18 protein-coding genes are annotated in these 18,428 nt (G+C 55.8%); 12 read left to right on the top strand and 6 right to left on the bottom strand.

Going from position 1 to position 18,428, the window contains the following annotated elements:
- Window positions 1-40 precede the first annotated feature (40 nt).
- From mnmE to rpmH, 5 genes are all read right to left on the bottom strand, one after another.
- On the bottom strand, window positions 41-1,405 hold the full coding sequence (gene mnmE / locus UTM25_RS02775; RefSeq protein WP_032644252.1) for a tRNA uridine-5-carboxymethylaminomethyl(34) synthesis GTPase MnmE: 1,365 nt from the start codon (window positions 1,403-1,405) through the stop codon (window positions 41-43).
- Between the two features lie 72 nt (window positions 1,406-1,477).
- Window positions 1,478-3,121: a membrane protein insertase YidC gene (gene yidC, locus UTM25_RS02770; protein WP_194401466.1), complete on the bottom strand. Its 1,644-nt coding sequence runs from the start codon at window positions 3,119-3,121 to the stop codon at window positions 1,478-1,480.
- A 2-nt stretch (window positions 3,122-3,123) separates the two neighbouring features.
- A complete protein-coding gene (gene yidD, locus UTM25_RS02765; protein ID WP_001307474.1) occupies window positions 3,124-3,381 on the bottom strand; it encodes a membrane protein insertion efficiency factor YidD in 258 nt (85 codons plus the stop codon).
- On the bottom strand, window positions 3,345-3,704 hold the full coding sequence (gene rnpA / locus UTM25_RS02760; RefSeq protein WP_032640303.1) for a ribonuclease P protein component: 360 nt from the start codon (window positions 3,702-3,704) through the stop codon (window positions 3,345-3,347). The genes yidD and rnpA overlap by 37 nt, the downstream gene beginning before the upstream one ends.
- A gap of 16 nt (window positions 3,705-3,720) precedes the next feature.
- Complete coding sequence (gene rpmH / locus UTM25_RS02755) at window positions 3,721-3,861, bottom strand: 50S ribosomal protein L34 (RefSeq protein ID WP_000831330.1); 141 nt, start codon at window positions 3,859-3,861, stop codon at window positions 3,721-3,723.
- 599 nt (window positions 3,862-4,460) lie between these two features.
- Here rpmH and dnaA point away from each other — a divergent pair.
- From dnaA to UTM25_RS02725, 6 genes are all read left to right on the top strand, one after another.
- Window positions 4,461-5,870, top strand: coding sequence for a chromosomal replication initiator protein DnaA (gene dnaA, locus UTM25_RS02750; RefSeq protein ID WP_320714256.1), 1,410 nt, complete (start codon window positions 4,461-4,463; stop codon window positions 5,868-5,870).
- A gap of 4 nt (window positions 5,871-5,874) precedes the next feature.
- Window positions 5,875-6,975, top strand: coding sequence for a DNA polymerase III subunit beta (gene dnaN, locus UTM25_RS02745; protein WP_010426557.1), 1,101 nt, complete (start codon window positions 5,875-5,877; stop codon window positions 6,973-6,975).
- Window positions 6,975-8,048 (top strand): DNA replication/repair protein RecF, encoded by a 1,074-nt coding sequence (recF, locus tag UTM25_RS02740; RefSeq protein WP_023309805.1) that lies wholly within the window; start codon window positions 6,975-6,977, stop codon window positions 8,046-8,048. The genes dnaN and recF overlap by 1 nt, the downstream gene beginning before the upstream one ends.
- A gap of 28 nt (window positions 8,049-8,076) precedes the next feature.
- Window positions 8,077-10,488 (top strand): DNA topoisomerase (ATP-hydrolyzing) subunit B, encoded by a 2,412-nt coding sequence (gene gyrB, locus UTM25_RS02735; protein ID WP_194401467.1) that lies wholly within the window; start codon window positions 8,077-8,079, stop codon window positions 10,486-10,488.
- A gap of 244 nt (window positions 10,489-10,732) precedes the next feature.
- On the top strand, window positions 10,733-11,437 hold the full coding sequence (locus UTM25_RS02730; protein WP_045400462.1) for a hypothetical protein: 705 nt from the start codon (window positions 10,733-10,735) through the stop codon (window positions 11,435-11,437).
- A 2-nt stretch (window positions 11,438-11,439) separates the two neighbouring features.
- Entirely contained in the window at window positions 11,440-11,841 is a 402-nt protein-coding gene (locus UTM25_RS02725) for a hypothetical protein (protein ID WP_194401468.1), read from the top strand.
- Between the two features lie 9 nt (window positions 11,842-11,850).
- Here UTM25_RS02725 and UTM25_RS02720 read toward each other — a convergent pair whose 3' ends face one another.
- Entirely contained in the window at window positions 11,851-12,786 is a 936-nt protein-coding gene (locus UTM25_RS02720; RefSeq protein WP_047173134.1) for a LysR family transcriptional regulator, read from the bottom strand.
- A gap of 110 nt (window positions 12,787-12,896) precedes the next feature.
- Here UTM25_RS02720 and UTM25_RS02715 point away from each other — a divergent pair, with 110 nt between their 5' ends.
- The 6 genes from UTM25_RS02715 to dgoD all read left to right on the top strand — a co-directional run bounded on the left by UTM25_RS02715 (window position 12,897) and on the right by dgoD (window position 18,386).
- Window positions 12,897-13,922, top strand: a complete 1,026-nt coding sequence (locus tag UTM25_RS02715; RefSeq protein WP_047173135.1) for a zinc-dependent alcohol dehydrogenase family protein — start codon at window positions 12,897-12,899, stop codon at window positions 13,920-13,922.
- 115 nt (window positions 13,923-14,037) lie between these two features.
- Window positions 14,038-14,850, top strand: coding sequence for a sugar-phosphatase (yidA, locus tag UTM25_RS02710; protein ID WP_023309809.1), 813 nt, complete (start codon window positions 14,038-14,040; stop codon window positions 14,848-14,850).
- Between the two features lie 225 nt (window positions 14,851-15,075).
- Window positions 15,076-15,765: a D-galactonate utilization transcriptional regulator DgoR gene (gene dgoR / locus UTM25_RS02705; RefSeq protein ID WP_003861109.1), complete on the top strand. Its 690-nt coding sequence runs from the start codon at window positions 15,076-15,078 to the stop codon at window positions 15,763-15,765.
- Window positions 15,762-16,640: a 2-dehydro-3-deoxygalactonokinase gene (locus UTM25_RS02700; protein ID WP_194401469.1), complete on the top strand. Its 879-nt coding sequence runs from the start codon at window positions 15,762-15,764 to the stop codon at window positions 16,638-16,640. Before dgoR ends, UTM25_RS02700 begins: the two co-directional genes overlap by 4 nt.
- Window positions 16,624-17,241 (top strand): 2-dehydro-3-deoxy-6-phosphogalactonate aldolase, encoded by a 618-nt coding sequence (locus UTM25_RS02695; protein WP_194401470.1) that lies wholly within the window; start codon window positions 16,624-16,626, stop codon window positions 17,239-17,241. The genes UTM25_RS02700 and UTM25_RS02695 overlap by 17 nt, the downstream gene beginning before the upstream one ends.
- Window positions 17,238-18,386, top strand: coding sequence for a galactonate dehydratase (gene dgoD, locus UTM25_RS02690; protein ID WP_126797243.1), 1,149 nt, complete (start codon window positions 17,238-17,240; stop codon window positions 18,384-18,386). The genes UTM25_RS02695 and dgoD overlap by 4 nt, the downstream gene beginning before the upstream one ends.
- Window positions 18,387-18,428 lie beyond the last annotated feature (42 nt).

Raw genomic sequence — 18,428 nt, 5'->3', positions numbered from 1 at the left:
GGTGATTTCCCGGGAGGAAATCACCATCAGCGATCGGGCCTTACTTACCGATACAGAAGCTCGAGAAAATCCGTCCCAGCAGATCGTCTGACGTAAACTCCCCGGTGATCTCGCTCAGATTCTGCTGCGCCAGACGCAGCTCTTCCGCCAGCAGTTCACCCGCCCACGCGCCGATCAGCTGCGCTTTACCCTGAACAAGGTGGTTTGCCGCCTCTTCCAGCGCCTGCAGGTGACGACGACGCGCGAGGAAGCCGCCTTCCATGCTGGTGTCAAAGCCCATGCTCTGCTTGAGATGGTTGCGCAGGTCGTCAACGCCTTCACCGGTACGCGCCGACAGGCGAATCAGTGAGTGACCATTCACATCGCTGATGCCCAGCGTTTCGCCGGTGACGTCCGCTTTGTTACGCACTACGGTGATCGGCAGCTTAGCCGGCAGACGGGCGATAAAGTCCGGCCAGATCTCAGCCGGGTCAACGGCGTCGGTCGTGGTGCCGTCCACCATAAACAGCACGCGGTCGGCCTGCTCGATCTCCTGCCAGGCGCGTTCGATACCGATGCGCTCAACCTCGTCGCTGGCATCGCGCAGGCCCGCGGTATCAATGATATGCAGCGGCATCCCGTCGATGTGGATATGCTCGCGCAGCACGTCGCGGGTGGTGCCGGCAATGTCGGTGACGATCGCCGCTTCACGGCCCGCCAGGGCGTTCAGCAGGCTCGATTTCCCGGCGTTAGGGCGTCCGGCAATCACCACCTTCATCCCTTCACGCAGCAGGCTGCCCTGGCGCGCTTCGGCACGAACGGCGTCGAGATCGCTCATTACCTGGTTAAGCTGGGCTTCGATTTTGCCGTCAGAGAGGAAGTCGATCTCCTCGTCCGGGAAGTCGATAGCCGCTTCCACGTAGATGCGCAGGTGAGTAAGTGCTTCCACAAGGTGATTCACACGCGCGGAGAATGCCCCCTGCAGTGAGTTCAGGGCAGAGCGGGCCGCCTGTTCCGAGCTGGCGTCGATCAGGTCAGCAATGGCCTCAGCCTGCGCCAGGTCGAGCTTGTCGTTGAGGAAGGCTCGTTCGGAGAACTCGCCCGGCTTCGCAATGCGCAGGCCCGGCAGGGTCAGGATACGTTTTAACAGCAGGTCGAGGATAACCGGCCCGCCATGGCCCTGAAGCTCCAGCACGTCTTCACCGGTAAAGGAGTTCGGGCCGGGGAACCACAGCGCAATGCCCTGGTCCAGCGGCGTGCCGTCGGTATCTTTAAACGGCAGGTAATCAGCGTAGCGAGGCTTTGGCAGTTTACCCAGCACCGCTTCGGCCACCTCGCGCGCCTTCAGGCCGGAGATACGCAGAATGCCTACACCACCGCGTCCCGGTGGGGTTGCCTGGGCGACGATAGTGTCGTTATGGCTCATGGTTGGTCTCGTTCAATACAAATAAAAAAGGCGGTCAATCGACCGCCCTTATTTTAGCGTTAACTTACCGAATCAGGATTTTTTCTTTTCGCGGCTATGCAGGCCACGTTTTTCCAGACCACGGTAAATCAGCTGCTGCTGGATGATGGTCACCAGGTTGCTGACGATATAGTACAGCACCAGACCTGACGGGAACCACAGGAAGAACACGGTGAAGATGACCGGCATAAAGGTCATGATCTTCTGCTGCATCGGGTCGGTCACGGTGGTCGGCGACATCTTCTGGATGAAGAACATCGTCACGCCCATCAGGATCGGCAGGATGTAGTACGGGTCCTGTGCAGACAGGTCATGGATCCACAGTGCGAACGGCGCGTGGCGCAGCTCAACGGAACCCATCAGCATGTAGTACAGCGCAAGGAAGATTGGCATCTGAATCAGCAGCGGGAAGCAACCACCCAGGGGGTTTACTTTCTCTGCTTTATACAGGGCCATCATTTCCTGGCTCTGACGCTGTTTGTCATCGCCCAGACGCTCACGCATCGCCTGAATCTTCGGCTGCAGCATACGCATCTTCGCCATGGAGGTGTACTGCGCTTTAGTCAGCGGGTACATGATGCCACGAACGATGAAGGTGATAACGATGATGGAGAAGCCCCAGTTACCCAGGAAGCTGTGGATGAACTTCAGCAGCTTAAACAGCGGCTGAGAGATGAACCACAACCAACCGTAATCCACGGTCAGATCCAGGTGCGGCGCAACAGCGGCCATTTTGTCCTGAATTTCCGGGCCGACCCACAGGGTGCTTGCCATCTTACCGGTTTGACCCGGCTGAACCAGAATCGGCTGAGATTTATAGCCGATGGCTGCAAGACCGTTACCCAGGTTCGCGGTATAGAAGTTATTCGTACCGTCGTTGTTTGGGATCCAGGCCGTTGCGAAATACTGTTGCAGCATCGCAACCCAACCGCCTTTGGAACTAACGTTCAGGTTTTCGTTATCGGCAATGGTGTCGAATTTGTATTTCTCATACTTCGCGTCTGGCGTGGAGTACGCCGCGCCACGGAAGGTATGCAGCGCAAAGTTGCTGCTTCCGGTGTCACGGTGAGACGGCAGATTGATGGACTGCTTCAGCTGGCCAAAGGTTGACAGCTCCAGCGGTTTCGCACTGGCGTTCTGTACGCTATAGCCCACGTTCACCGCATATTCACCGCGTTTCAGGGTGAAGGTTTTAGTGAAGGTGTTGCCTGCGGCGTCAGTGTACGTCATCGGGATTGCGAGTTCGTTCTGACCATCAGCCAGCACAAAGGTGTCGCTCTCGACGTTATACAGTGGACGCGCACCGTTAGCCGGGTTATCCGGGCCATCACGGCCGGTCAGGCCGCTCTGCGCCTGGTAGATAAACTCAGGCGTGGTTTCCAGTAACTGGAACGGTTCGTTAGACTTCAGCTCTTTCGGGTAGGTCAACAGCAGCGCCTGCTCAACATCACCACCACGGGTGTTGATTGTCAGCTCAAGCACATCGGTCTTAACCGTAATCTGTTTCCCCTGGCCACTGGCCGGTACGCCCTGGTCGGCGGCGCTACCCGCTGCGGTGGTCGTAGTCTGCGTGGTCTGCTGCTGGGGTTGAGGATTTTTATCCTGCTCCCATGCCTGCCAGATCATGAAAGACACGAACAACAAAGCGATGATAAGAAGATTGCGTTGCGAATCCATCGTTAGTGTTCTCTGGTATCAAAGGGTCCTGGGGGGACGGGGTCGTCTCCACCGGGGTGTAAAGGGTGGCATTTTAATACGCGTTTCACCGTCAACCAACTGCCTTTTATCACTCCAAACCTGCGCAATGCCTCAATTCCGTAGCTTGAGCATGTTGGTGTAAAACGGCAGTGCGGCCCGAGTAGCGGACTAATCAGGCGTTGATAGACCCGAATGAGGGCTATCAGGACCCGTGAGCCAGGCGACAGTGGCGGCGCCATAATTTTTCCAACGCTTCCGAGAGAGCACGGTTATCGAGGTCGGCAACCCCTTTTTTAGCCACCACCACGAAATCCATTGAAGGCAGTTCGTGCTGACGTAAACGGAAGCTTTCACGCGTCAGACGTTTAATCCGATTGCGTTCATGCGCACGCTTAACATTTTTCTTGGCGACTGTGAGACCGATGCGGGGATGCCCCAGCGAATTTTGGCGGCCGAGGATGGTGATTTGCGGCGTGCCAGCCCGTAGTGGCTGCTGGAAGACGAAAGTGAAATGAGCGGGAGTTAACAAACGTAACTCCCTGGGAAATGCTAGCTTAACCACTCAGGGGTTAGCTTTATTACTTGGAAACGGTCAGACGAGCGCGGCCTTTAGCACGACGACGTGCCAGAACCTGACGACCATTTTTAGTAGCCATACGAGCACGGAAGCCGTGAGAACGGTTGCGCTTCAGTACAGACGGTTGAAAAGTGCGTTTCATGGCGATTTCTACCTAAACTTGAATAAATTCACTGACTTTTGCGTATACCCGAACGAGTTTCGAACGACTAACGCCTCAGCGTGGGTGATTAAAGAGGCCGGATTGTAATAATTGTACACTCCGGAGTCAATTCTCTTTCCTTATTTCCCGCGTATTTCCGCACGTTTTCGCGTGGAAAATGAGCAACGGACGACGCAGGAAGATGAGCATCACGCGCCGGGTCGAGGATTATACGGCCTCGCCAACAAAGCGCAAGGATCGTCCCGGATCTTCGTTAGATCATTTAAGCAATAAATTGTCTGTGCTCATTAATTTTTCCAATATGCGGACTAAATCGTGGGGTACTGGCGCCAGGATCGTTTACACTTATCCGGTTCCGGATCTTCCTGTGGATAAATCGGGAAGAATCTGTGAGAAACAGAAGATCTCTGGCTCAGTTTAGGCTATGATCCGCGGTCCCGATTGGGATCCCAGGATCCTGGTCAGGATAAATTGCAGATAGCAATTCGCACGTCCCCCTTTACACAGGGTCATGCCGATGTGCGCCAACAATCATGAATATTCAATAGTTTTCTTTTATTGTTCGAGTGGAGTCCGCCGTGTCACTTTCGCTTTGGCAGCAGTGTCTTGCCCGATTGCAGGATGAGTTACCAGCCACAGAATTCAGTATGTGGATCCGCCCGTTGCAGGCGGAACTGAGCGATAACACGCTGGCTTTGTATGCGCCAAACCGTTTTGTGCTCGATTGGGTAAGGGACAAGTACCTTAATAACATCAATGGACTGCTGAACGATTTCTGCGGGTCTGATGCCCCGCAGCTGCGCTTTGAAGTGGGCACAAAGCCGGTCACCCAAACCGTTCGTGAAACCGTGAACGTAGCAGCGCCTGCTCAGGCCGCGCCTGCTCAGGCCGCGCCTGCTCCGGCCCCTCGCGTCGCACCCGCTCGTCAGGGCTGGGATAATGTCCCCGCACCGGCTGAGCCAACCTACCGCTCTAACGTTAACGTGAAACATACGTTCGATAACTTCGTTGAAGGTAAGTCGAACCAGCTGGCGCGCGCGGCGGCTCGTCAGGTTGCTGATAATCCCGGTGGGGCCTACAACCCGCTGTTCCTTTATGGCGGCACGGGTCTGGGTAAAACGCACCTGCTGCATGCGGTGGGTAACGGCATTATGGCGCGCAAGCCCAATGCCAAAGTGGTGTATATGCACTCCGAACGCTTCGTTCAGGACATGGTAAAAGCCCTGCAAAACAATGCGATCGAAGAGTTTAAACGCTACTATCGTTCTGTTGACGCGCTGCTCATCGATGACATCCAGTTCTTTGCCAATAAAGAACGATCGCAGGAAGAGTTTTTCCACACCTTCAATGCCCTGCTGGAAGGCAATCAGCAGATCATTTTGACCTCGGATCGTTATCCAAAAGAGATCAACGGTGTTGAAGATCGTCTTAAATCCCGCTTCGGCTGGGGACTGACCGTGGCGATCGAGCCACCGGAGCTGGAAACCCGCGTCGCGATCCTGATGAAGAAAGCCGATGAAAACGACATTCGCCTGCCGGGCGAAGTGGCGTTCTTCATCGCCAAGCGTCTGCGCTCCAACGTGCGTGAGCTGGAAGGAGCGCTGAACCGCGTTATCGCCAATGCTAACTTCACCGGTCGTGCGATCACCATCGATTTTGTGCGTGAAGCGCTGCGAGATTTGCTGGCATTGCAGGAAAAACTGGTCACTATCGACAATATTCAAAAGACGGTGGCTGAGTACTACAAGATCAAAGTGGCAGATTTACTGTCTAAACGTCGTTCCCGCTCGGTGGCGCGTCCGCGTCAGATGGCGATGGCGCTGGCAAAGGAATTAACCAACCACAGTCTGCCGGAAATCGGGGATGCGTTTGGTGGCCGTGACCATACGACCGTGCTGCACGCTTGTCGCAAGATTGAGCAGTTACGCGAAGAAAGCCACGACATAAAAGAAGATTTTTCCAATCTAATCAGAACATTATCATCGTGACGCTATGAAATTTACCGTTGAACGTGAACATTTATTAAAACCGCTGCAACAGGTGAGTGGCCCATTAGGTGGCCGCCCAACGCTGCCTATTCTCGGAAACCTGCTGCTTCAGGTCGCGGACGGTACGCTGTCGCTGACCGGTACAGATCTGGAAATGGAAATGATCGCGCGCGTTACGCTGACGCAGCCGCACGACGCGGGCGCGACCACGGTTCCGGCACGTAAATTCTTTGACATCTGCCGCGGGCTGCCGGAAGGCGCTGAAATCGCCGTGCAGCTGGAAGGCGACCGTATGCTGGTGCGCTCTGGCCGCAGCCGTTTCTCGCTCTCCACGCTGCCTGCTGCGGACTTCCCGAACCTGGACGACTGGCAGAGCGAAGTTGAATTCACCCTGCCGCAGGCGACGATGAAGCGTCTGATTGAGGCCACGCAGTTCTCCATGGCGCATCAGGACGTCCGTTACTACTTAAACGGCATGCTGTTCGAAACCGAAGGTGAAGAGCTGCGTACCGTGGCCACCGACGGCCACCGTCTGGCGGTCTGTTCTATGCCGATTGGCGACTCACTGCCAAACCATTCGGTGATCGTGCCGCGTAAAGGGGTGATTGAGCTGATGCGTATGCTCGACGGCGGCGACACGCCGCTGCGCGTGCAGATCGGCAGCAACAATATCCGCGCACACGTGGGCGATTTTGTCTTCACGTCTAAGCTGGTTGACGGTCGTTTCCCGGATTATCGCCGCGTATTGCCGAAGAATCCGGACAAAACGCTGGAAGCAGGCTGCGACAGCCTCAAGCAGGCCTTTGCCCGTGCGGCCATTCTCTCAAACGAGAAATTCCGCGGCGTGCGCCTGTACGTGAGTGAAAACCAGATCAAAATCACCGCTAACAACCCGGAGCAGGAAGAGGCAGAAGAAATTCTGGACGTCACCTACGCCGGAACCGAGATGGAAATCGGCTTTAACGTCAGCTACGTGCTGGATGTGCTGAATGCGCTGAAGTGCGAGAACGTGCGCATTCTGCTGACCGACTCCGTTTCAAGCGTACAGATTGAAGATGCCGCATCACAGTCGGCTGCTTATGTTGTCATGCCAATGAGACTGTAATGTCGCTCACCCGTCTGTTGATCCGCGACTTTCGCAATATTGAAAGCGCGGATCTCGCTTTATCCCCTGGCTTTAACTTCCTGGTTGGCGCAAACGGCAGCGGCAAAACCAGCGTGCTTGAGGCCATCTATACGCTCGGCCACGGTCGGGCGTTTCGCAGCTTGCAGATTGGCCGCGTCATTCGCCACGAGCAGGAATCCTTTGTTCTGCACGGGCGTTTGCAGGGGGCGGAGCGGGAAACCGCCATCGGCCTGACCAAAGACAAGCAGGGCGACAGCAAGGTGCGCATCGACGGCACCGACGGCCATAAAGTGGCGGAGCTGGCGCTGCTGATGCCAATGCAGCTGATTACGCCGGAGGGGTTTACTTTACTCAACGGCGGCCCCAAATACAGAAGAGCATTCCTCGACTGGGGATGCTTTCACAACGAAGCCGGTTTCTTTAACGCCTGGAGCAACCTGAAGCGTCTGCTCAAGCAGCGTAACGCCGCGCTGCGCCAGGTTACCCGTTACGCCCAGCTGCGTCCGTGGGACATGGAGTTAATCCCTCTCGCGGAACAAATCAGCAACTGGCGTGCCGAATACAGCGCAGGTATCGCCGAAGACATGGCCGACACCTGCAAACAGTTTTTACCCGAGTTCTCTCTCACCTTCTCCTTCCAGCGCGGCTGGGAGAAAGAGACGGATTATGCCGAGGTGTTAGAGAGAAGCTTCGAGCGCGACCGCATGTTGACCTACACCGCGCACGGCCCGCACAAGGCGGATTTCCGCATTCGTGCCGACGGTGCACCGGTGGAAGACACGCTGTCGCGCGGGCAGCTCAAGCTCCTGATGTGTGCGCTGCGCCTGGCACAGGGAGAGTTTCTCACCCGCGAGAGCGGAAGACGCTGCCTGTACCTGATAGATGATTTTGCCTCGGAACTTGACGACGCGCGGCGCGGGCTGCTTGCCAGCCGCTTAAAAGCCACGCAGTCGCAGGTTTTCGTCAGCGCCATTAGCGCTGAACACGTTATAGACATGTCGGACGAAAATTCGAAGATGTTTACCGTGGAAAAGGGTAAAATAACGGATTAACCCAAGTTGAAATGAGCGAGAAACGTTGATGTCGAATTCTTATGACTCCTCCAGTATCAAAGTCCTGAAAGGGCTGGATGCGGTGCGTAAGCGCCCGGGTATGTATATCGGCGACACGGATGACGGCACCGGTCTGCACCACATGGTATTCGAGGTGGTAGATAACGCTATCGACGAAGCGCTCGCGGGTCACTGTAAAGACATCGTGGTCACCATCCATGCGGACAACTCCGTCTCCGTCACCGATGATGGTCGTGGCATCCCAACCGGTATTCACCCGGAAGAGGGCGTCTCTGCTGCGGAAGTGATCATGACCGTGCTGCACGCAGGCGGTAAGTTCGACGATAACTCCTATAAAGTTTCCGGCGGCCTGCACGGCGTAGGCGTCTCCGTGGTTAACGCCCTGTCGCAGAAGCTGGAGCTGGTTATCCAGCGCGAAGGCAAAATTCACCGTCAGCTCTATACGCACGGCGTGCCGCAGGCACCGCTGGCCGTTACTGGCGATACCGACAAAACCGGTACCATGGTGCGTTTCTGGCCGAGCCTCGAAACCTTCACCAACGTCACCGAATTCGAGTACGACATCCTGGCGAAACGCCTGCGTGAACTGTCGTTCCTGAACTCCGGCGTCTCTATTCGCCTGCGTGACAAGCGTGACGGCAAAGAAGACCACTTCCACTACGAAGGCGGTATCAAGGCGTTCGTTGAGTATCTGAACAAGAACAAAACGCCTATTCACCCGAATATCTTCTATTTCTCCACCGAAAAAGACGGTATCGGCGTGGAAGTGGCGCTGCAGTGGAACGACGGTTTCCAGGAAAACATCTACTGCTTCACCAACAATATTCCACAGCGTGACGGTGGTACGCACCTTGCAGGCTTCCGTGCGGCGATGACCCGTACCCTGAACGCCTACATGGACAAAGAAGGCTACAGCAAGAAAGCGAAAGTCAGCGCTACCGGTGATGACGCCCGTGAAGGCCTGATTGCCGTTGTCTCCGTGAAGGTGCCGGATCCGAAGTTCTCCTCACAGACCAAAGACAAGCTGGTCTCTTCCGAGGTGAAATCGGCGGTTGAACAGCAGATGAACGAACTGCTGAGCGAATACCTGCTGGAAAACCCGTCCGACGCGAAAATCGTGGTGGGTAAAATTATTGATGCGGCGCGTGCCCGTGAAGCGGCGCGTAAAGCCCGTGAAATGACCCGTCGTAAAGGCGCGCTGGACTTAGCAGGCCTGCCGGGCAAACTGGCTGACTGCCAGGAACGCGACCCGGCGCTGTCCGAACTGTACCTCGTGGAAGGGGACTCCGCGGGCGGTTCTGCCAAGCAGGGCCGTAACCGTAAGAACCAGGCTATCCTGCCGCTGAAGGGTAAAATCCTCAACGTTGAGAAGGCGCGCTTCGACAAGATGCTCTCTTCTCAGGAAGTGGCGACGCTCATTACCGCGCTGGGCTGCGGCATCGGCCGTGATGAGTATAACCCGGACAAACTGCGCTACCACAGCATCATCATCATGACCGATGCGGACGTCGACGGCTCGCACATTCGTACGCTGCTGTTGACCTTCTTCTATCGTCAGATGCCTGAAATCGTTGAGCGTGGCCACGTCTACATTGCACAGCCGCCGCTGTACAAGGTGAAGAAAGGCAAGCAGGAACAGTACATTAAAGACGACGAAGCGATGGATCAGTACCAAATCGCGATCGCCCTTGATGGCGCAACCCTGCATGCGAACTCGCACGCCCCAGCACTGGCCGGCGAGCCGCTGGAGCGTCTGGTGTCCGAGTTCAACGCGACGCAGAAAATGATCACGCGTATGGAACGTCGCTATCCGAAAACGCTGCTGAAGGAGCTGGTTTATCAGCCGACCCTGACCGAAGCCGATCTGAGCAACGAACAGACCGTAACCCGCTGGGTGAACGCCCTGGTGACCGATCTGAACGAAAAAGAGCAGCACGGCAGCCAGTGGAAATGCGATATCCAGCAGAACGCCGATAAACAGTTCGAGCCTATTATTCGCGTGCGTACCCACGGCGTTGACACCGACTATCCGCTGGAGCACGAGTTTGTGACCGGTCCGGAATACCGCCGCATCTGCACGCTTGGCGAGACGCTGCGCGGCCTGATCGAAGACGATGCGTTCATCGAGCGTGGCGAGCGTCGTCAGCCGGTAGCCAGCTTCGAGCAGGCGCTGGACTGGCTGGTGAAAGAGTCTCGTCGTGGTCTTGCGATCCAGCGCTATAAAGGTCTGGGCGAAATGAACCCGGAGCAGCTGTGGGAAACTACCATGGATCCGGAAAGCCGCCGCATGCTGCGCGTCACCGTTAAAGATGCGATTGCTGCAGACCAGCTGTTCACGACCCTGATGGGCGATGCGGTTGAACCACGTCGTGCCTTCATCGAAGAGAACGCCCTGAAAGCGGCAAATATCGATATTTAACGGTTGTTATTGTGGGGTCTCATTTCAAATGAAATGACATCTCATAAAGAATGCAGTCGGTTAAGAACAAAAAGAGAGGGGCACGATGTCCCTCTCTTTTTTTGCTTAAATTGGTGTATCAATAGAACAAAGTCGATCTCATTGGCATAACCCTCTACCAGGAGAATATATCCCGAACATACCCTGACGAAGAGTATGGTGGTCTGTTAGAGTTGAAATCGTTACGGAAAAAGGAATACACCGAATGAGCAGCAGGAGCGATATTATCGGGGCCGATGAATGGCAGGTAACGACCCGCAGTGGCCTCATCTACAGTGAGGTCCTCGGTTGGATTGACCTGGGGCATGCCAGGGGCGAAGATATTTCCCTGCTTCTGGCTGATTTCAGCAGCGGCGAAGCCAGTGGCAGACCTTATTACACGATTGCATACAATCAGAGAATGAATATCGGGAAAGGACTTGCCGGAACGGGTAAGTTTGTTCGCTGGGAAATAAAACGTGGGCGCTCGATGTCAGAAATTAACAGCATTGCCCTGGCCATGATGATGGATACCGCGAGAAATTTTGAAAATTACCAGTCTCGCGCTTTTTTCAGCTGGTACACCGATAGCGGGTTCAGCGGAGAAGACCTGGTGTCGGATCTGCTCGGTTTTTACAGGGCGCTGATTCCTTCGGATTACCGGGCTCAGTTGAGGCCTGTCAGCCGTGAAAGCGCACTACGCCGCTGGGATCATTACGGACCGATCGGTAATTTCAAGAACCGGGGTTTTCTTCCACTGATGTTTCCCGACCCTGATGACCTAAATATCCGGCATGAACCCTATAAAGGCTCGCTTCCCCGCTTTATGAAGTGGGTAACGCCGTTTGATAACTTCAGTTCAGACATTGTTCGTATTCTTAACGATAACGGCACATATCATTCCTTCTTTACCCACTCAGGACGACGTTGAGCATGAAAAAGTTAGCCATATTCTCAGGGCTGGCCATCGTGATTGTCACGGTCATATACCTCCTTTTGCCGTATGAGCCTGAGATGACATACCGTGAATCAGATAGGGTTCGCTATCATCTTTACACCCCAGAATCGATTAAGCAGGTACCACGCCTTTCACCGGATTATACCTTCAGCCACTCTGCTGCAAATGGACAGCCGGAAACCGCTGGCGTGTGCTTTAGCGAGGTATCTGATACCGCTGCACTTAAACAATACCTTGTTTCGCGTGGCTATTCCTTTGCGAGAAAAGCTCCCGCCGGGGAGTTGTGGACGTCAGAACGTAGCCGGGATGTGTACTTCACTGTTATAAGCAGATTTTCGCCTGGTAAGCAGGTTTGCCTGTATGAATCAGATCGTTAACCTGTGCTTTTAGCGCGGCTTTGTTGTGGGAGCAGGCATATCCAGCGACATCACGGACGGTAAACGGCTCGCCAGCATATCTATCGCTATTCTTACCCTCAGCGGCAGATGCGGCGTCTGCTGCCACACGGCATGAACGTTGAAGTGCACATCCGGTGCCTGCTTTAAGAGCGGGACGAGTTTACCCTGGTGAATATCTTTGACGACCATCCAGCAGGGCAGCCACGCAATGCCGTGTCCGGCCAGCGCAGCGTCGCAGATCGCCTGCAAATCATCCATATTGAGCGACGATCGGGGCGTAAAGGTGTGCGACTTTCCTTCGTTATCCATCAGCTGCCAGGATAACACTCTGCCTGCGCTCAAATAGTTAATGGCCGTATGCTGGGATAAATCATTAACGCTTTGTGGCTGGCCTTTCTTCAGCAGATACTCCGGCGCGGCGCATAGCACCATGCGGTGTTCTCCCAGCTTTCTGGCGACCAGCACGCTGCTGTCCTGAAGCGTGCCGTTACGCACCGCCATATCAAACCCTTCCTCGACCAGATCCACTACGCGGTCGCTGAATGACATTTCCAGCTCAAGCCCGGGGTGTTCCTGAGCCAGCGCTATCAGCAGCGGGGCGACACACTGGCGACCAAACAGCACCGGCATGGAAATGCGCAGGCGGCCACTGACCTGCTGTTTCCCCGTTTCAAGCAGCGATTCCGCACTCCGAATCTCCTCCAGCGCGCGCAGGCAGCGTTCATAAAAAAGGGCGCCGTTATCGGTCAGACTCTGACTGCGGGTGGTGCGCTGAAAAAGACGTACCCCCAGCCGTTGTTCAAGCCGAGCGATGCTTTTTCCGACCGCCGAGCGTGACAAATGCAGACGAATGGCGGCCTGTGCAAAACTTCCCGCCTCAACGGCGGCCACAAAAACAGGAATATCCTTCAGCGTATCTGTCATGGATTGTATCTGTTCTGGCGTCAATAAAGAGAAAACTTATCGCCACTGGCGACCTTTAGTCAACGGTAGACTGTCAGGACTAAAGCTCATCTGATGGCAGGAGAAATAAAATGACAGAGACAATGCAACGCTGGTCCATGGATGCCCTTGGGCGCGAGAACCTTAAGCTGACTCAGGCACCCGTTCCACAGCCAGGTCCGGGTGAAGTGCGCGTGCGGGTGAATGCCGTTGCGCTTAACTATCGCGATAAAATGGTTGTTGAGGGCACCATGCCGATCCCGCTTTCTTTCCCGTTTACCCCGGCGTCTGACATGGCGGGCGTGGTGGACAGCATCGGTGAAGGCGTTACGCGCTTCCAGCCCGGCGCACGCGTCATCTCAACCTTCTTCCCTGAGTGGATCGACGGTAAGCCGCAGGCGGACGCGCGCAATCTGCCCTATAAAACGTCCGGCGGATACTTTCAGGGCATGCTGTCCGAGTATGTGATTGTGAATGAAGGCGCTCTGGTGGCCTCCCCGGAGACTCTGGATGACGCCGAGGCCAGCACCTTACCCTGCGCAGGGCTTACCGCCTGGTTTGCGCTGGTGGAACGTGGTCAGCTCCGCGCCGGGCAATCGGTGCTGGTGCAGGGCACGGGCGGCGTGGCGATATTCGCCCTGCAAATCGCAAAAGCGCACGGGGCGGAGGTGTTTGTCACCTCGGGGAGTGATGAAAAGCTGGCGCTGGCCAAAAAGCTGGGAGCCAGCCAGGGTATCAACCGTCTGAAAGGCGACTGGGCGGAAAATACGCTGGCGCTCACGCAGGATCGCGGTATCGACCATATTATCGAAACCGTAGGCGGAGAGAACCTGAAGCATTCCCTGCGCGCCGTTGCCGTTCACGGACGTATCTCCGTTATTGGCGTGCTGGCCGGGACGGAGATTACGCTCTCTGCTGGCGAACTGCTGCTGAAATCCCCCGTCATTCAGGGGATTGGCGTGGGGCACCGCCGGGCGCTGGAAGATTTTGTCCGCGCAGTTGACGTCACGGGGCTGAAGCCGGTGATTGAGCATCGCTACCGTTTTAACGAGCTTGAACAGGCGTTTGAACATCTGGATCGCGGCGCGTTCGGTAAAATAGTTCTCACCCGCGAGTAAGCCTTCGTTCCCCGGAATAAGCGTAAAAGGGGCATTCCTGTTGCGCAATATAGCTCTATTTTTGTGTGCTTAATCGCGTTAGCATGAGGCAGCACTCATTTATTCCGGGGAACTCATGGCTATCAAACTCATCGCAATCGATATGGACGGCACGCTGCTGCTGCCAGATCACACTATCTCTCCAGCCGTTAAAAACGCGATCGCCGCGGCGCGCGCAAAGGGCGTGAATGTGGTCCTGACCACGGGGCGTCCGTATGCAGGCGTACACAGCTACCTGAAAGAGCTGCACATGAACCAGCCGGGCGACTACTGCATCACCTATAACGGCGCGCTGGTGCAGAAAGCCGCTGATGGCAGTACGGTTGCGCAAACCGCGCTGAGCTACGATGACTATCTGTTCCTGGAAAAACTGTCCCGTGAAGTGGGTTCCCACTTCCACGCGCTCGATCGCAATACGCTCTATACCGCCAACCGCGATATCAGCTACTACACGGTACATGAATCCTACGTTGCGACCATTCCGCTGGTGTTCTGTGAAGCGGAGAAAATGGACCCGGCGACGCAGTTCCTGAAAGTGATGATGATTGACGAGCCGGAGATCCTGGATAAAGCGATTGCGCGCATTCCGGCGGAGGTAAAAGAGAAGTACACCGTGCTGAAAAGTGCGCCGTACTTCCTCGAAATCCTCGATAAACGCGTCAATAAAGGCACTGGTGTCAAATCACTGGCCGATGCGCTGGGCATTAAACAGGAAGAGATCATGGCGCTGGGCGACCAGGAAAATGACATCGCGATGATCGAATTCGCCGGTATGGGCGTGGCGATGGATAACGCGATCCCGTCGGTGAAAGAGGTGGCTAACTTCGTGACCAAATCCAACCTGGAAGACGGCGTTGCTTACGCGATCGAGAAGTTTGTGCTGCAGTAACGCTTATTTTTAATCATCAGCCTCGGTTATCAACCGGGGCTTTTTTTGCGCTGAATTTATTGAATTGTTCTTTTTGTGATCTTGATTGTAGTACAACATTAAATGATTGTACTACATTACAGCCATGGCAAAGACGAACTCCCTCACGTTTGTACTGCAAAAGTGAGGTGAAATTCAGCGGTCGCGGTAAAGTAGTGATGGACATACAGAGCATAAGGACTCTCCATGACACTCAATAAAACCGATCGCATCGTCATCACGCTGGGCACACAGATTGTGGGTGGCAAATACGTTCCCGGTTCGCCGCTGCCGGCAGAGGCCGAACTATGTGAGGAGTTTGAAACCTCGCGCAACATCATCAGGGAAGTATTCCGCTCGCTGATGGCGAAGCGGCTGATTGAAATGAAGCGCTATCGCGGCGCGTTTGTTGCCCCGCGTAACCAGTGGAACTACCTCGATACCGACGTGCTGCAGTGGGTGCTGGAAAATGACTACGACCCGCGGCTTATCGGCGCGATGAGCGAAGTCCGAAACCTGGTTGAACCGGCCATCGCCCGCTGGGCGGCGGAACGCGCAACTTCCGGCGATTTGGCCCAGATCGAGTCGGCTTTAAACGACATGATCGCCAATAACCAGAACCGGGAGGCGTTTAACGAGGCAGATATTCGCTACCACGAAGCGGTGCTGCAGTCGGTGCATAACCCGGTATTACAGCAGCTTAGCGTAGCGATCAGCTCGCTACAGCGAGCAGTATTTGAACGTACCTGGATGGGCGATGAGGCCAACATGCCGAAAACGCTCCAGGAACATAAAGCGCTGTTCGATGCGATAAGGCATCAGGACGGCGATGCGGCAGAGCAGGCGGCACTTACCATGATTGCCAGCTCGACACGAAGGCTGAAGGAAATCACATGACATCTCGCTACATCGCAATTGACTGGGGATCGACCAATCTGCGCGCCTGGCTGTATCAGGGCGAGCAGTGCCTGGAAAGCAGGCAATCAGAAGCAGGCGTGACGCGCCTGAACGGTAAATCCCCCGAGGCGGTGTTAGCAGAGGTCACACAACGCTGGCGCGACAGCACCACGCCGGTAGTGATGGCGGGTATGGTAGGCAGCAACGTAGGGTGGAAAATCGCCCCTTATTTGCCGGTTCCCGCCCATTTCTCCGCGATTGGCGAGCAGTTAACGTCCGTTGGCGACAATATCTGGATTATTCCCGGCTTGTGCATTTCTCGCGACGACAACCACAACGTGATGCGCGGCGAAGAGACGCAGCTGCTTGGTGCGCGCGCGCTTTCTCCTTCTTCTGTCTACGTCATGCCCGGAACGCACTGCAAGTGGGTCCAGGCTGACGCTGAGCAAATCCACGACTTTCGCACCGTGATGACCGGCGAGCTGCACCATTTGCTGCTCAACCATTCGCTGGTCGGGGCCGGTTTACCTGAGCAGGAAGCCTCGGCAGAGGCGTTTGCTGCCGGGCTTGAACGTGGGATCGCTTCTCCTGATGTTTTGCCGCACCTTTTTGAGGTTCGCGCCTCGCACGTGCTGGGAAATCTCCCGCGCGAGCAGGTCAGCGAGTTTCTTTCCGGCCTGCTGATTGGCGCTGAGGTTGCCAGCATGCGTGATTTCATCGCGCACGAGCAGGCCATCACCATTGTCGCAGGCGCATCGCTGACGTCGCGCTACGAGCAGGCGTTTCGCGCCGTGGGGCGCGATGTTTTAACGATATCCGGCGACACGGCATTTCAGGCAGGAATAAGGAGCATCGCTCATGCAGTGGCAAACTGATCTTCCTCTTATCGCGATTTTGCGCGGCATCACGCCCGATGAGGCGTTAGCCCACGTCGGCGCGGTTATTGACGCAGGGTTCGACGCGGTGGAAATCCCGCTTAACTCTCCGGAGTGGGAAAAAAGCATTCCGGCCGTGGTGGAGGCCTTCGGCGATAGGGCGCTGATTGGCGCAGGCACAGTGTTACGGCCTGAGCAGGTGGATGAACTGGCGAAAATGGGCTGCAGGCTTATCGTCACGCCCAACATTCAGCCTGAGGTGATCCGCCGCGCGGTAGGTTACGGCATGACCGTTTGCCCGGGCTGCGCCACCGCCACGGAAGCCTTTACTGCCCTTGAAGCAGGCGCACAGTCGCTCAAAATTTTCCCGTCATCGGCTTTTGGTCCGGACTACATCAAAGCGCTGAAAGCGGTATTGCCCGCCAGCGTGCCGGTCTTTGCCGTGGGCGGCGTAACGCCAGAAAACCTGGGCCAGTGGATGAGCGCTGGCTGTGTGGGCGCGGGGCTGGGCAGCGATCTTTATCGTGCCGGACAGTCCGTGGAGCGTACCGCACAGCAGGCGGCAGCATTTGTGAAAGCGTATCGAGAGGCATTGAAATGAAAATAACCAAACTCACCACGTACCGTTTACCCCCGCGCTGGATGTTCCTGAAAATCGAAACCGATGAAGGGGTTGTGGGCTGGGGCGAACCGGTGATTGAAGGGCGGGCGCGTACCGTAGAAGCGGCGGTGCACGAGCTGGGTGAATACCTGATTGGTCAGGATCCTGCGCGCATTAACGACCTTTGGCAGGTGATGTACCGCGCGGGCTTCTACCGCGGGGGGCCGATCCTGATGAGCGCCATCGCCGGCATCGACCAGGCGCTGTGGGATATCAAAGGCAAAGTGCTGAACGCGCCGGTCTGGCAATTGATGGGCGGCCTGGTGCGCGACAAAATTAAAGCCTACAGCTGGGTCGGCGGTGACCGTCCTGCGGAAGTGATTGATGGCATCACGCAGCTGCGCAACATCGGCTTCGACACTTTCAAGCTCAACGGCTGCGAAGAGATGGGCATTATCGACAGCTCGCGCGCGGTAGACCGGGCGGTGAATACCGTGGCGCAAATCCGTGAAGCCTTCGGCAACGAGATTGAGTTTGGCCTGGATTTCCACGGCCGCGTCAGCGCGCCGATGGCAAAAGTGCTGATTAAAGAGCTGGAGCCGTATCGTCCGCTGTTTATTGAAGAGCCGGTGCTGGCCGAGCAGGCCGAGTACTACCCGAAACTGGCTGAACAGACCCACATTCCTATCGCGGCGGGTGAACGTATGTTCTCGCGCTTCGAGTTTAAACGCGTGCTTGAAGCGGGCGGCATTGCCATTCTGCAGCCGGACCTCTCTCACGCGGGCGGCATCACAGAATGCTACAAAATTGCCGGGATGGCCGAAGCTTACGATGTGGCGCTGGCACCGCACTGCCCGCTTGGCCCGATCGCGCTGGCTGCCTGTTTGCACGTCGACTTTGTCTCCCGCAATGCGGTGTTCCAGGAACAGAGCATGGGGATTCACTATAACAAGGGCGCGGAACTGCTCGATTTTGTGAAAAATAAAGAAGACTTCTGCATGGAAGGCGGTTTCTTTAAACCGTTAACGAAGCCGGGCCTTGGCGTAGAAATTGACGAAGCCAAAGTCATTGAGCTGAGTAAAAATGCGCCGGACTGGCGTAACCCGCTGTGGCGTCATGAGGATGGCAGCGTAGCGGAATGGTAATCGCCATCCCGTAGACCCGGTAAGCCTCCGGGCAAAAATCAT

The organism is Enterobacter sp. 61D5, from assembly GCF_034107965.1.
Classification (GTDB): Bacteria; Pseudomonadota; Gammaproteobacteria; order Enterobacterales; family Enterobacteriaceae; genus Enterobacter; species Enterobacter cloacae_M.
The sequence above is the reverse complement of the archived record's forward strand: the minus strand, read 5'-3'. Positions and strand labels throughout refer to the sequence as shown.

Bases quoted from the DNA above. Each gene is read 5' to 3' on its own strand.
- mnmE (WP_032644252.1), bottom strand. From the start codon at position 1,405: ATGAGCCATAACGACACTATCGTCGCCCAGGCAACCCCACCGGGACGC.
- yidC (WP_194401466.1), bottom strand. From the start codon at position 3,121: ATGGATTCGCAACGCAATCTTCTTATCATCGCTTTGTTGTTCGTGTCT.
- yidD (WP_001307474.1), bottom strand. From the start codon at position 3,381: ATGGCGCCGCCACTGTCGCCTGGCTCACGGGTCCTGATAGCCCTCATT.
- rpmH (WP_000831330.1), bottom strand. From the start codon at position 3,861: ATGAAACGCACTTTTCAACCGTCTGTACTGAAGCGCAACCGTTCTCAC.
- dnaN (WP_010426557.1), top strand. From the start codon at position 5,875: ATGAAATTTACCGTTGAACGTGAACATTTATTAAAACCGCTGCAACAG.
- recF (WP_023309805.1), top strand. From the start codon at position 6,975: ATGTCGCTCACCCGTCTGTTGATCCGCGACTTTCGCAATATTGAAAGC.
- gyrB (WP_194401467.1), top strand. From the start codon at position 8,077: ATGTCGAATTCTTATGACTCCTCCAGTATCAAAGTCCTGAAAGGGCTG.
- UTM25_RS02730 (WP_045400462.1), top strand. From the start codon at position 10,733: ATGAGCAGCAGGAGCGATATTATCGGGGCCGATGAATGGCAGGTAACG.
- UTM25_RS02725 (WP_194401468.1), top strand. From the start codon at position 11,440: ATGAAAAAGTTAGCCATATTCTCAGGGCTGGCCATCGTGATTGTCACG.
- UTM25_RS02720 (WP_047173134.1), bottom strand. From the start codon at position 12,786: ATGACAGATACGCTGAAGGATATTCCTGTTTTTGTGGCCGCCGTTGAG.
- UTM25_RS02715 (WP_047173135.1), top strand. From the start codon at position 12,897: ATGACAGAGACAATGCAACGCTGGTCCATGGATGCCCTTGGGCGCGAG.
- yidA (WP_023309809.1), top strand. From the start codon at position 14,038: ATGGCTATCAAACTCATCGCAATCGATATGGACGGCACGCTGCTGCTG.
- dgoR (WP_003861109.1), top strand. From the start codon at position 15,076: ATGACACTCAATAAAACCGATCGCATCGTCATCACGCTGGGCACACAG.
- UTM25_RS02700 (WP_194401469.1), top strand. From the start codon at position 15,762: ATGACATCTCGCTACATCGCAATTGACTGGGGATCGACCAATCTGCGC.
- UTM25_RS02695 (WP_194401470.1), top strand. From the start codon at position 16,624: ATGCAGTGGCAAACTGATCTTCCTCTTATCGCGATTTTGCGCGGCATC.
- dgoD (WP_126797243.1), top strand. From the start codon at position 17,238: ATGAAAATAACCAAACTCACCACGTACCGTTTACCCCCGCGCTGGATG.